Source organism: Pseudarthrobacter defluvii (assembly GCF_030323865.1).
GTDB lineage: Bacteria > Actinomycetota > Actinomycetes > Actinomycetales > Micrococcaceae > Arthrobacter > Arthrobacter sedimenti.
Genome location: NZ_CP066362.1, coordinates 2462971 through 2475929, shown reverse-complemented (window position 1 = coordinate 2475929; position 12959 = coordinate 2462971). Strand labels below are relative to the sequence as shown.

At 66.6% G+C, this 12959-nt stretch carries 10 protein-coding genes; 9 read left to right on the top strand and 1 reads right to left on the bottom strand.

Annotation, left to right across the window (positions count from 1 at the left end; genetic code table 11):
- Positions 1-20 precede the first annotated feature (20 nt).
- From ilvC to JCQ34_RS11420, 7 genes are all read left to right on the top strand, one after another.
- Positions 21-1046, top strand: coding sequence for a ketol-acid reductoisomerase (gene ilvC / locus JCQ34_RS11450; protein WP_142133489.1), 1026 nt, complete (start codon positions 21-23; stop codon positions 1044-1046).
- A 124-nt stretch (positions 1047-1170) separates the two neighbouring features.
- Positions 1171-2760 carry a phosphoglycerate dehydrogenase gene (gene serA / locus JCQ34_RS11445; protein ID WP_286397677.1) on the top strand — a complete coding sequence of 530 codons (1590 nt, stop codon included), beginning with the start codon at positions 1171-1173 and terminating at the stop codon, positions 2758-2760.
- A 232-nt stretch (positions 2761-2992) separates the two neighbouring features.
- Positions 2993-5791 carry an ABC transporter permease gene (locus tag JCQ34_RS11440; protein WP_286397675.1) on the top strand — a complete coding sequence of 933 codons (2799 nt, stop codon included), beginning with the start codon at positions 2993-2995 and terminating at the stop codon, positions 5789-5791.
- A complete protein-coding gene (locus JCQ34_RS11435; protein ID WP_286397674.1) occupies positions 5788-6543 on the top strand; it encodes an ABC transporter ATP-binding protein in 756 nt (251 codons plus the stop codon). Before JCQ34_RS11440 ends, JCQ34_RS11435 begins: the two co-directional genes overlap by 4 nt.
- 34 nt (positions 6544-6577) lie before the next feature.
- A complete protein-coding gene (gene metG, locus JCQ34_RS11430) occupies positions 6578-8134 on the top strand; it encodes a methionine--tRNA ligase (RefSeq protein ID WP_286397672.1) in 1557 nt (518 codons plus the stop codon).
- 81 nt (positions 8135-8215) lie between these two features.
- Entirely contained in the window at positions 8216-9268 is a 1053-nt protein-coding gene (locus JCQ34_RS11425) for a 3-isopropylmalate dehydrogenase (RefSeq protein WP_286397670.1), read from the top strand.
- A 113-nt stretch (positions 9269-9381) separates the two neighbouring features.
- A complete protein-coding gene (locus JCQ34_RS11420) occupies positions 9382-10494 on the top strand; it encodes a branched-chain amino acid aminotransferase (RefSeq protein ID WP_286397669.1) in 1113 nt (370 codons plus the stop codon).
- A gap of 80 nt (positions 10495-10574) precedes the next feature.
- Here the strand turns inward: JCQ34_RS11420 and JCQ34_RS11415 are convergent, their stop codons facing one another.
- On the bottom strand, positions 10575-11168 hold the full coding sequence (locus JCQ34_RS11415; protein WP_286397667.1) for a hypothetical protein: 594 nt from the start codon (positions 11166-11168) through the stop codon (positions 10575-10577).
- 151 nt (positions 11169-11319) lie between these two features.
- Between JCQ34_RS11415 and JCQ34_RS11410 the strand changes: the two genes are divergently transcribed.
- A complete protein-coding gene (locus JCQ34_RS11410; protein WP_286397666.1) occupies positions 11320-12144 on the top strand; it encodes an MBL fold metallo-hydrolase in 825 nt (274 codons plus the stop codon).
- A gap of 5 nt (positions 12145-12149) precedes the next feature.
- Positions 12150-12926, top strand: a complete 777-nt coding sequence (locus JCQ34_RS11405; RefSeq protein ID WP_286397664.1) for a fumarylacetoacetate hydrolase family protein — start codon at positions 12150-12152, stop codon at positions 12924-12926.
- Positions 12927-12959 lie beyond the last annotated feature (33 nt).

Here is a 12959-nt window from a genome sequence, read left to right as displayed (position 1 = left end):
ACTCAAGAGGAGTTACGCAAGTGACTGAAATGTTCTACGACGACGACGCCGATCTCTCGATCATCCAGGGCCGGAAGGTTGCCATCGTTGGCTACGGTTCCCAGGGCCACGCCCACGCGCTGAACCTGCGCGATTCCGGCGTCGAGGTCGTCATCGCCCTGAAGGAAGGCTCCAAGTCCACCGCCAAGGCCGAGGACGCCGGCTTCCAGGTCAAGAACGTTGCGGACGCCGCCGAATGGGCCGATGTCATCATGATCCTGGCGCCGGACCAGCACCAGCGCGCCATCTACAACGACTCCATCAAGGACAAGCTGACCCCGGGCAAGGCCCTGGCCTTCGCCCACGGCTTCAACATCCGCTTCGGCTACATCCAGGCTCCGGAAGGCGTTGACGTCATCCTCGTGGCCCCGAAGGCTCCGGGCCACACCGTGCGCCGCGAATTCGAGGCCGGCCGCGGCATCCCGGACATCATCGCCGTCGAGCAGGACGCGTCCGGCAACGCCTGGGAGCTGGCCAAGTCCTACGCCAAGGCCATCGGCGGCACCCGCGCCGGCGTCATCAAGACCACCTTCACCGAAGAGACCGAAACCGACCTCTTCGGCGAGCAGGCTGTCCTCTGCGGCGGCGTGTCCCAGCTGGTCCAGTACGGCTTCGAAACCCTCACCGAGGCCGGCTACCAGCCGCAGATCGCCTACTTCGAGGTGCTGCACGAACTCAAGCTCATCGTCGACCTCATGTGGGAAGGCGGCATCGCCAAGCAGCGCTGGAGCGTCTCCGATACCGCTGAGTACGGCGACTACGTCTCCGGCCCGCGCGTCATCACCCCCGAGGTGAAGGAAAACATGAAGGCTGTCCTGGCCGACATCCAGTCCGGTGCCTTCGCCAAGCGCTTCATCGAGGACCAGGACAACGGCGCCGTGGAGTTCAAGGAACTGCGCGCCAAGGCAGAACAGCACCCCATCGAGGCTGTGGGCCGTGAACTGCGCTCCCTGTTCTCCTGGCAGCAGCAGGACGTCGACTACGTGGAAGGCTCCGCAGCCCGCTAAGGCTGCGACGCAACCACAGAGAACGCACCGGTGAGGCCGGGCTCACACTTAACAATGTGAGCCCGGCCTTTCCGTCGGCCTAGACTTGTTTCCATCCCCAGGACTGCAACGCAGAGGATCAGCCGTGTCAAAACCCGTAGTACTGCTCGCCGAAGAACTTTCCCCCGCCACCGTCGAGGCCCTCGGCCCGGACTTCGAAATCCGCCAGACCGACGGCGCCGACCGTTCCCAGCTGCTCTCGGCGATCAGTGACGTAGACGCCATCCTGGTCCGCTCCGCCACCCAGGTGGATGCCGAAGCCATCGCCGCGGCCAAGAACCTCAAGGTCATCGCCCGCGCCGGCGTAGGCCTGGACAACGTGGACATCAAGGCCGCCACCCAGGCCGGCGTGATGGTGGTCAACGCCCCCACGTCCAACATCGTGTCCGCTGCCGAGCTCACAGTGGGCCACATCCTCAGCCTGGCCCGCCACATCCCGCAGGCCAGCGCCGCCCTCAAGGACGGCGAATGGAAGCGCTCCAAGTACACGGGCATCGAACTGTTCGAGAAAAAGATCGGCATCATCGGCCTTGGCCGCATCGGCGCCCTGGTGGCAGCCCGGCTCAAGGGCTTCGACACCAAGATCCTGGCCTACGACCCCTACATCACCTCGGCCCGCGCCGCGCAGCTGGGCGTGCAGCTGGTCACCCTGGATGAGCTGCTGGCACAGTCCGACTTCATCACCATCCACATGCCCAAGACACCCGAGACGGTGGGCATGCTGGGCGCCGACGCCTTCAAGAAGATGAAGAAGACCGCTTACGTGGTGAACGTGGCGCGCGGCGGCCTGGTGGACGAGGAAGCACTCTTCACTGCCCTGCAGGACGGCGAGATCGCCGGCGCCGGCGTTGACGTCTTCGCCAAGGAGCCCAGCACCGACCTGCCGTTCTTCAAGCTCGACAACGTTGTGGTCACCCCGCACCTGGGCGCCTCCACGGATGAGGCCCAGGAAAAGGCCGGCGTCTCCGTTGCCAAGTCGGTCCGCCTGGCCCTCGCCGGCGAGCTGGTGCCGGATGCGGTCAACGTTGCCGGCGGCGTCATTGCCCCCGACGTCCGCCCGGGCATCCCGCTGATCGAGAAGCTGGGCCGCATCTTCACCGCACTGACCCACGCCTCCCTGACCCAGTTCGACGTCGAAGTGGCCGGCGAGATCTCCTCCCTCGACGTCAAGGTCCTGGAACTCGCGGCACTGAAGGGCATCTTCGCCGACGTCGTGACCGAGCAGGTGTCCTACGTCAACGCACCGGTCATCGCCGAGCAGCGCGGCATCAACGTCCGCCTGATCACCACCCCGGAGACCGAGTCCTACCGCAACGTCCTGACCCTGCGCGGCGCCCTCAGCGACGGCAGCCAGATCTCCGTGTCCGGCACCCTGACCGGACCCAAGCAGATCGAGAAGCTGGTGGGCATCAATGGCTTTGAGGTTGAGATCCCAATCAGCGAGCACCTCGTGGTGGTTGCCTACACCGACCGCCCCGGCGTCATCGGAACCATCGGCCACATCCTGGGCATGAACAACATCAACATCGCCGGCATGCAGGTGGCCCGCTCCAACGAGGGCGGCCAGGTCCTGGCGCTGCTGACCATCGACAGCTCCGTTCCCCAGCAGGTGCTGGATGCCATCAAGGCGGGCATCGGCGCCGAAATGGTCCGGGAAGTGGACCTGGAAGACTAGCGCGGCAGGACCAGCGCGACACACCGGCCGAAACGCCGTAAACCGCTCCTCCGCAAGGGCACGTCCAGGCGGAGCCACATATGATTGGCCGGTCTGCTTACAATGGCTAAGTCCTGATTCAGGACCGTAGCCGGCAGACCGGCCAATACCTTTTGCACATCCGTCCGTCATTGTCCACGTCTGCCCGGGCGGATGGACGTGTGCGCACGCAATCCAGGTTTCAGGGAGTTCCATGAACGCCGTCCAGAGGTTCATCAGAAGCAGGGTGCTGCTGTTGACCGCGGCCATCTTGATCGCAGCCATGTGCTTGTCGGTCCTCGTCCAAAGCCAGTCACAGGCTGCGCTCAACCGGACAGTCGATGAAAACTCAAGGGGGCTCTACGACATCCTGGTCCAGGCCAAGGCTCCCTCCGGGGCACTCCTGCAGCCGGAAATCGCCAATGGCGCCGGTGGCATCGGCTTCGACCAGCTGGACTCCATCAGGAAGCTGTCCGGCACCTCCGTGGCCGCCCCGATCAGCCTGGTTTCCCGCGTCACGCAGAACCTGGAAACGCCCCGCCTCGACGCCATGGACTACCTGGGCTACAACGCCGGCCTGGCCGGCACCGCCACCTCCGACCAGGCCGCCGGTGCCACCGCCCCGGACAAGTGGCCTGCAGCCGAATCCGTGCTGACCGACTCCGCCAAGAAGTACCGGCTCACGGCCAGCGCCGTCAGCTCCGACGGCAGCTCCGAGCAGACGCTGTTCAAGACCACCGCCGAAGGAACCCTTGGCAAGGCCAAGCTCGTGGAGGAGAAGGCGGCCGGCGGCAGCAGCATCCGAATTGCCGCGCCGGCAGGGGAGACCGGCATCAAGTTCCCTGCCCCGGCAGGCGGCTCCGAGCACAACCTCTTCAACCTTTCCGTGGCACTGCCGCTCGCCCCTGAGGTCACCGAGTCCGTGGTTGCCGTGGACCCCGCCGCCGAGCGTGCGCTGCTTGGCTCGGCCGGTGACTTCCTGGCTCCGCTGGAGAAGGCGCCGCCGGCCGACGCACGTGACGCCGGCGCTGTGGGCCGCTACCTGGAAGGCCTCTTCACCAGCGGCATCAGCATGGACCAGCTCAAGGAAGGCCCCGACTTCCTGGGCGTCAAGCTTAAGTACTGGGCACCCCTGATGACCCAGTACCAGCAGGCCAAGCGCACCGGCCAGCTGACCAGCGCCTCCCAGGCGGTTCCGCTGATCGTTCGTTCCGGCACGTCGCTGGACCTGAAGTACAACGTCAAGGTCGAGGAAATTGACGACGCCGGCAAGGTGGTCAAGGACGTCGGTACCGTTTCGAAGTCCCTGGGCAAGGATTACCTGCCTTTTGTCTCCAAGGACCCCTTCACGCTGTCGTGGCCGGGTTCGACCGACCACTCCTCCCTGCTGGGGGCCAACGGCAACTTCAACCCGGGCCTGTACACGCCGGCCAAGTGGAGCACCAACTTCGCCGGCGCACCCAAGTACACCGATGGCGGCACCGCCTCCAACGGCGCAGTGGACAAGACGGCCGTGCCGGGAGAATGGGTCACCGTCAACCGCCTGCCGGACAAGGCGTCCAACGGCGCGCCCGTTGACCAGACCCAGCGCGACCCGGTGGACGAGCGGTCCTACCGGGACAACCTGTCCACCGGCCAGCAGCAGGCTGCCCAGCCGCTGCCCATGGTCTACGGCACGTTCGACCCCGCTGCCGTGGAGGCAGCCTCGGGCGACGTCAACAAGCTTCCGCTGGGCGGGTACGACCCCACCCCGTTCACCCTGGTCAAGGATGCTGCCGGGAAGGACGTTCCCGAGGCACAGTTGAAGCCGTCGCTGAGTGCCACAGGACTCGCCAGCCAGTCCGCCGGTGCCATTACCGACTTCTACGGCCTCGCAGCGGCGCGTGGCTACAAGCAGAACGCGGCCGTCATCGACGCCGTACGCGTCCGCGCCAAGGCGCCGGGCAGCTGGAAGGACGCCCAGCCCGAGGTGGAGAAGCTCGCCGCCGAGATCCGGGACATGGGCCTGGACGCCACCGTGGTGGCCGGTTCGGCCCGCGAGGACACCAGCATCTTCGTCCCCGGCTACTCCAAGGACGGAGCCGGCAAGGAATCGGCCCTGGGCACGGTCCAGCAGTCCTGGGTCCGGCAGAACGCGGCCGATGCCGTCACCGGAGCATTGTCCGGAACCAACATCACCCTGCTCTTCCTGACGCTGTGCGGAGCAGCCCTGCTGACGGGCGCATCGACCGTCAGCTACATCCGGAAGCGCCGCAGCGAAGCGGGCACCTTGCGGGCCATGGGCTGGACCCAGCGGCGGATCCGCAGCTGGGTGCTTGAGGAATTCGGCGTGGGAGCCGTGCTGCTCGCCGCCGCCGGGATTGTGCTTAGCCTGCTGAGCTGGAGCCTTGCCACAGCGCTGGTGTGTGCCGCCGTCTTGGTCCTGTACTGCGGCGCGGCCCTCTTTGCCGCCCAGCAGCTGCGCCACCGCGACGTGATCGACCAGGAGCCGCAGCATGACGAACGGCTCATCCAGGTCGATTCCCCGCTGACCTTCGCCAACCGGCAGCTGAGCACCAACAAGTTCAACACGCTGTCCCTGGCTGTCGCGGTCGGCGTCTTCGGTGCCGCCGTGGGCGGGCTGATCTCGCTGCTGATCGACATCCCGCGGGCAGCCGGCGCCAGCGCCCTCAGCGGCCTGGCCGCAGCCAGCGTGACCCTGCCCAGCATCCTGCTGGCGGTCGCCGGGGTTGCCGTGGGCCTGGTGCTGACCCTGGTCACCGGCCGGTTCGAGCTCAACGCCAAGCGGCAGTACCTGGGCATCCTCCAGGCCATGGGCTGGAACCCGGACATGCTCCGCCAGGTCCGGTTGTTCGAAAACGCGCTGGTGGGAACCGTGGCCCTGCCGCTGGGCGTGCTGGGCGCCCTGGGCATCGGCCTGCTGCTGGCCCCCTATGCAGCCATCTGGGCTGCCGTGGCCGGGCTGGTGGCTGTAATTTGCTGGATACCGATTGCAACGAAAGTGGTCCAATGACAAACCCGACGAACGTCCAGCGCAGCCGCAGGAGCGGCTCCAATGAGGTCCCCCTGCAGACCCGGGCCAACACCATCGTCAAGTCGGCAGACCACGCCACCCCGCTGGAGATGCGCGACATCACCATCCGCTACGGCGGCGGCAAGGGCGGTGCCGAGGCTGTAAGCGTGGTGGAGGGCTTCGACCTGACCCTGCACTCGGGCGAGATGCACTGCGTCGCCGGCCGAAGCGGCTCCGGCAAGACCAGCATCCTGACCGTCGGCGCGGGACTTACCCTGCCGACGTCGGGCCGCGTCTTCTGGGAAGGCGATTCGCTCGAAAGCATGGGCGACGATGAAATCGCCGACCGCCGTCGTGCCCTCATTGGCTACGTGGACCAGGGCGGCGCCCTTATCGACGGCATGAGCGCCCTCGAGAACGTGCTCCTGCCCGCCGTCCCCGACGGCGAAGTGGACCAGCGCCGCGACATGGCCAAGGACCTGCTGGACCTGGTGGGCCTGGGACGACGCATGCGGCACCGTCCCGCCCAGCTGTCCGGCGGTGAACGGCAGCGCGTGGCCATCGCCCGTGCACTGATCCTGGGTACCAGGGTGCTGGTGGTGGACGAGCCCACCGCCTCGCTGGACCGGGCCTCAGCCAACCGCATCATCAGCATCCTGAAGGACACCACCTCCGACGGCATCGCCGTCTTGGTGGCCTCGCACGACCACGAACTGGTCCGGTTGAGCGATACCCTGACAGAACTGATCTAGCCCACTCCACTGCACCGGAGGTAACCGTCCAACCGTGACTGCTCCAGAGAAAACGCCGTTCTACATCACCACGGCCATCACCTACCCCAACGGCGTGCCGCACATTGGACACGCCTACGAGTACATTGCCACCGACGCCATGGCGCGCTTCAAGCGGCTGGACGGCTATGACGTGATGTTCCTGACCGGCACCGACGAGCACGGCATGAAGATTGCCCAGACGGCGGAGAAGGAAGGCATCACCCCCAAGGAGCTGGTGGACCGGAACGCGGAGATCTACCAGGCGGCGCACTCGGCCCTCGGCATCAGCTACGACCGGTTCATCCGCACCACCGACGCCGACCACTACGCGGCGTCACAGGCCATCTGGAAGAAGATGGAAGCCAACGGCGACATCTACCTCGACAAGTACGAGGGCTGGTATTCCGTCCGGGACGAAGCCTTCTACGCCGAGGATGAGACGGTGGTGAAGGACGACGGCGTGCGCTACTCGAAAGAGACGGACACCGAGGTGACGTGGACGGCGGAGGAGAGCTACTTCTTCCGGCTGTCCGCCTACCAGGACAAGCTGCTGGCCCTCTACGAGTCCCACCCGGAGTTCGGCGCCCCGCAGTACCGCTTCAACGAGGTCATCAGCTTCGTCAAGCGCGGCCTGGAGGACCTGTCCATCAGCCGCACCACCTTCGACTGGGGTGTTCCCGTACCCGGCAACGACAAGCACGTCATGTACGTGTGGGTGGATGCGCTGACCAACTACCTCACCGGCGTGGGCTACCCGGACGTGGACTCGGAGAAGTTCCGGAAGTTCTGGCCCGCCGACGTGCACATCATCGGCAAGGACATCTCCCGGTTCCACGCCATCTACTGGCCTGCCTTCCTGATGAGCGCCGGACTGGAGCTGCCCAAACGGGTCATGATCCACGGCTTCCTGCACAACAACGGCGTCAAGATGTCCAAATCCCTGGGCAACGTAGTGGCCCCGGCGGATTTCGTGGCCCGCTACGGCCTGGACCAGGTGCGGTTCTTCTTCCTGCGCGAGGTCCCGTTTGGGGCGGACGGCAGCTACAACCACGACGCCATTGTGGGCCGGATGAACTCCGACCTGGCCAACAACTTCGGCAACCTGGCCCAGCGGTCGCTGTCCATGGTGGCCAAGAACTGCGGCGCTGCCGTGCCCACGCCCGGTGCGTTCACTGCGGAGGACGACGCCATCCTGGCCCAGGCCAACGGTCTGCTGGACGCAGCCCGCGCCGCCTTCGACAAGCAGGAATTCAGCCGCGCCCTGGAGGCCATCTGGGGCGTACTGCACCACACCAACGCCTACTTCGCCGAGCAGGCGCCCTGGGTGCTGCGGAAGACCGACGTCGAACGCATGAACACGGTGCTGTATGTGACGCTGGAGGTGCTGCGGATCGTGGCCATCCTGGCCCAGCCGGTGATGCCGAACGCCACCGCCAAGCTCCTCGATGCGCTCGGCCAGCCGGAAGGCGATGCACGCCTCTTCACCGCGATTGCCACCCCCATTGTTCCGGGCACTGCACTGCCCGCTCCCACGCCTGTGTTCCCCAAATTCGAGGAACCCGCGGAGTAGCAAAACCCTGGGGCGATGCGCTCGTGTCCAAAGGTTGAGACAGCTTGACCACCATATGGATGTCTTGGCTACCCTGAAAACATGAGCGCATCCTCCATCGATCTTGCAGTAATTCCCGGCGACGGCATCGGCCCCGAGGTCATCGCCGAGGCCCTCAAAGTCCTGGAAAAGGCGGTGGCCGCGGAGGGTGTGGAGCTCAAGTCGACGCACTACGAACTGGGCGCCGGTCACTGGCTGGCCACGGGGGAAACCCTCCCGGACCACGTCCTGGAAGACCTGAAGAAGCGCGACGCCATCCTCTTCGGCGCCGTGGGCGCTGCCCCGGGCGACACCCGCATCCCATCCGGACTCATCGAGCGTGAACTGCTGCTCAAGCTCCGTTTCAGCCTGGACCACTACGTCAACCTGCGGCCCTCGAGGCTTTACGGCACCGTCGGCAGCCCGCTGGCCAACCCCGGCACAATCGACTTCATCGTGGTGCGCGAAGGAACCGAGGGCCCCTACGTCGGCAACGGCGGCAACCTCCGGGCCGGAACCCCGCACGAGGTCGCCACGGAGGTGTCCCTGAACACCGCCCACGGCGTGGAGCGGGTGGTCCGCGACGCGTTCCGCCGCGCCAGTGCAAGGGAGCGCAAGCACGTCACGCTGGTCCACAAGCACAATGTCCTGGTCTACGCCGGGCACCTGTGGAAGCGCACGGTCGAAGCCGTTGCGCAGGAATTCCCTGAGGTCACCCACGACTACCTGCACATTGATGCCGCCACCATCTTCATGGTCACGGACCCGTCCCGCTTCGACGTGATCGTCACCGATAACCTGTTTGGCGACATCATCACCGACCTTGCCGCGGCCGTCACCGGCGGGATCGGCCTGGCCGCCTCCGGCAACATCAACATGGACCGCACCGCACCGTCCATGTTCGAGCCGGTCCACGGTTCCGCGCCGGACATCGCCGGCCAGGGCAAGGCGGACCCCACCGCGGCCATCCTCTCCGCCGCGCTCCTGTTGGACCACCTGGGCTACCCCGGAGCCGCCCGGAAGATCGAAACCGCAGTGGTTGCCGACGTCGAAAAGCGCGACGGAACCGTGCGCAGCACCAGCGCAATCGGCGACGCCATCGCCGCCGGCCTGTAGCTGCAACTGCCCCGGCAGGTTGCCGCCGGCTTCGGGCGTAAGCTTGTCTCGAATCACCAAATGCCGCCTCGTTGTTCAGCGCTGAACCGCGGGCGGCCGATCGTGGAGGAACCATGACTCAGACCGCCCATGGCGTCGAATTCACCCGGCAGCCCTCGGAGAACCCGAAGTCCGCCGAAGAGCGTGCAGCCATCCTGGCGAACCCGGGATTTGGCAACTACTTCACCGACCACACCGCCATCGTCGACTACAGCGTGGACGCGGACGGCAACGGCGGCTGGCACGATGCCCGGATCGAACCCTACGGTCCGATCGTCCTGGACCCCTCCGCCGCCGTCTTCCACTACGGCCAGGAGATCTTCGAGGGACTCAAGGCCTACCGGCATGCCGATGGCTCCGTCTGGACCTTCCGTCCCGAGGCCAACGCGGCGCGCCTGAACAAGTCAGCCCGCCGGTTGGCCCTGCCCGAACTACCGGCCGAGTACTTCCTCAGCGCCATCCGCGAACTGGTGGCCGCCGACAAGGAATGGGTGCCCTCCGGCGACGGCGAAGCCCTGTACCTGCGGCCCTTCATGATCGCCACCGAGGCCTTCCTGGGTGTCCGGGCTGCCCGTGAGGTGTCCTTCCGGGTGATCGCCTCGCCCGCCGGCAACTACTTCGGTGGCGAGCTCAAGCCCGTCTCCATCTGGATCTCCCGCCAGTACGCCCGCGCCGGCCGCGGCGGCACCGGCGACGCAAAGTGCGGCGGCAACTACGCAGCTTCGCTGATCGCCCAGCAGGAAGCGGAAGCCAACGGCTGCAAGCAGGTGCTGTTCCTGGACCAGGCCAACGACAACGCGGTGGAAGAGCTCGGCGGCATGAACGTGTTCTTCGTCCTGAAGGACGGTTCGCTGGCAACGCCCGCGCTCACCGGCACCATCCTGGAAGGCGTCACCCGGATGTCCGTGATCCAGGTGGCCAAGGACATGGGGCGCGAGGTGGCCGAGCGCAAAATCACCGTGGACGAATGGCGCGACGGCGTGGCCTCCGGCGAGATCACCGAGGTGTTTGCCTGCGGCACCGCAGCGGTCATCACCCCCATCGGGGTCCTCAAGGACGCCACCGAGTTCATCGGCTCCGAGAACGCCAAGGCAGGCGAGGTGACCATGGCCATCCGCGAAAGGCTCCTGGGCATCCAGACCGGCGCGGAACCGGACACCCACGGCTGGCTCACCCGCCTGGCATAGTCAGGCGTCTTAAGTACGACGGCGCCTGCCGGATATAGGTCCGGCAGGCGCCGTTCTGCGTTTCCGCCGACGGCGGGTGGTCAGCGCCGCGCTGCCTTCCGGGCGGCGTTCTTCATGGCTTTGCGCGAGACCGGCTTGAGTGCCTTGCGGGCAGCTTCCTCCGTCAGGGCCCGGTTGCGGCGGGCATCGATCAGGTCGTTCCAGAGCGTGGTGGCAAAAACGCCGCCGTCCTGGGCGTAGACGTCGTACGGGTAACCGGCGTAGACGGAGGGCGTGGCGCCGGCATCGAACAGGTCTTTGTTGTTGGCCTTGGTCACGGCGTCGCCCACGGCCCAGGCCCTGGTCAGGTGGCGGGTGAGGTTTTCCTGTACGAACACGCTGGCGTCGCCGGACCGGGACGCCTGCTCCAGCAGGGCCTCCAGGTCTGCGGCCAGGATGGCCGCGCCGGCCTGGTCCGCAGGTGCGGAGGCCGCATCCAATTCCGCGGTGATCCCGGAAACAGCTTCCGTCCAGTCAGCCGTTTCGCGGAATTTCTTCCACGTGGGGAACCAGACGATGCTGCCGGTGGCGTGGTTGTGGATGTGCAGGAGGCCGGTGGCCTTCTCGGTTGCGGAATGGTCGTGGCCGTCCGTGTCCGCCTGGGCGAGAAGGTCTGCGAGTGTTGCTGTGCTCATGGGAGGTATCAGGCTTCCTGGTGGTGATCGTAGTGCTGTCACTGGGTGCCAACTCCGGGCTGCGGGCGTTCTATTCCGCCGCTGCGGTGAAGGGCACAGGCTGGGAGCCGCCGACCTAAATTGCAGGGGCCCTGCATGCAAGGATGGGGTCGTGACCTCTGATTCCGGCCCCACCCTGCAGCGCAGCTCCGGCCTCACCCAGTTCATCCTTGCCCCCAACCCCGGGCCCATGAGCCTGGACGGCACCAATTCCTACATCCTGCGCGCCCCCGGCCACCCGCGCACAGTGGTGGTGGACCCGGGGCCCCGGGACGAAACGCACCTGGCGGCACTCGCCGGTGCCGGCGCCGTCGAGCTCGTCCTGGTGACCCACCGGCACGCCGACCACACCGCGGGTGCTGCCCGCCTGCACCAGCTGACAGGGGCGCCGGTCCGCGCAGCGGACCCACTCCACTGCCATGGTGGGGGAGACCCGCTCCAGGACGGCGAGCTGATCAGGGCGGCGGGGCTGGAGATCGCTGTGCTTGCCACGCCTGGCCACACATCGGACTCCGTCTGCTTCCATCTGCCCGCAGACGGGGAGTCCGGTGCGGTGCTGACCGGTGATACCGTCCTTGGGCGGGGGACAACCGTCCTCGACTACCCGGACGGCACGCTGGGTGACTACCTCGCGTCCCTGGACCGGATGGCGGCGCTGGGCCCCGCAACCGTCCTGCCGGCGCACGGGCCGGTGCTGCCGTCCCTTGAAGGCATCGTCCGCAGCTACCGGAGCCACCGGGAGGAACGGCTGGCGCAGATCCGCGCGGCGCTGCACCGGCTGGGCCGGGACGCGTCCGTAGGGGAGGTGGCTGACGCCGTCTATGCCGACGTCGAGCCTTCCGTCCGGCGGGCCGCGGAACTGTCCGTGGCGGCGCAGCTTTCCTACCTGCGCGGCGGGAATGGCGGGCAGGACGACGGCGGCGGGACGGTAGGGTAGGAGCCATGCGTATTGCCAGGTTTGTAGTCGATTCCGATCCCCTGTACGGCGTCGTGGAAGGTGAACCCGGCAGTGAGGAAATCACTGTCATCCACGGCGACCCCTTCTTCAATGGCGTGGAGCGCACCTCCGTGCGCCACAAGCTGGAGGACGTCCGGCTGCTTGCACCCATCATTCCGCGCAGCAAGGTGATCGGCGTGGGCCGGAACTTCGTGGAGCACGCCAAGGAACTGGGCAACGAAGTGCCGGCACAGCCGCTGCTGTTCCTCAAGCCCAACACTGCCGTCGTGGGCCCGAATGATCCGGTGGTGCTGCCCGAGTTCTCCGAAGAGGTCTCGTTCGAAGCCGAACTCTGCGTGGTCATCGGCCGCATCTGCAAGGACGTGCCGGAAGAGCGCGTGGACGACGTCATCTTTGGCTACACCTGCGGCAACGACCTTACTGCCCGCGACGTCCAGAAGACCGACCTGCAGTGGACCCGTGCCAAGGGCTTTGACACCTCCGCGCCGCTGGGTCCCTGGATCGAGACCGACCTGGACACGGAGGACCTGCAGATCCAGGGCCGGCTCAACGGCGAGGTGCGCCAGGACGGCAGCACCAGCCAGATGATCCGCGGCGTGAGCGAACTCGTGTCGCTGGTGTCGCAGGCCTTCACCCTGCTGCCCGGCGATGTGATCATGACCGGGACACCCGCAGGCGTGGGCCTGGTCAAGGAAGGCGACCGCTTCGAGGTGGAAATCGAGGGCATCGGGCGGCTGTCCAACCCCATCGTCCGCCGGTAACGCTGTCCCGGGCACCGTCCTGCCGGGCGGGAG